2 protein-coding genes are annotated in these 313 nt (G+C 67.4%); both read right to left on the bottom strand.

Annotation, left to right across the window (positions count from 1 at the left end; all coding sequences use genetic code 11):
• On the bottom strand, positions 1–92 hold a 92-nt coding region (locus SB719_RS19450), incomplete at its 3' end, for a hypothetical protein (protein WP_412159644.1).
• The coding region (locus tag SB719_RS19445; protein ID WP_412159643.1) for a hypothetical protein at positions 89–313 on the bottom strand (225 nt) is incomplete at its 5' end. The genes SB719_RS19450 and SB719_RS19445, both read right to left, overlap by 4 nt.

Raw genomic sequence — 313 nt, 5'->3', positions numbered from 1 at the left:
GCCAGCGTAAACGTCTTGCCGGTGCCGGCCGAGGCCTCGATGGCGCGCACGCCGTCGAGCGGCAGCAGCAGATAGGGATCAGGGGTGCTCATTCCGATTCCTCCAAGTCGAGTTCCGCGGCGATCGTGCGCAGTGCGTCGAGATCGGTGCCGCCGTACACCATGCCGGAGACGACCGCGTTGAAGACCGTCAGCGCCTGATCGACGAATGCGATCTGTGTGGCGGCGTCGGTGAAGGGATCGCGCCCGCGCAGCGCGAGACGCAGCGCTTCGGTTTTGCCCTCGCCCCAGCTGCGGTCGCTGCCGTGCCACTT

The organism is Pantoea sp. SIMBA_079, from assembly GCF_046940275.1.
Classification (GTDB): domain Bacteria; phylum Pseudomonadota; class Gammaproteobacteria; order Enterobacterales; family Enterobacteriaceae; genus Pantoea; species Pantoea borealis.
This window is presented reverse-complemented; position numbering and strand designations above follow the sequence as displayed.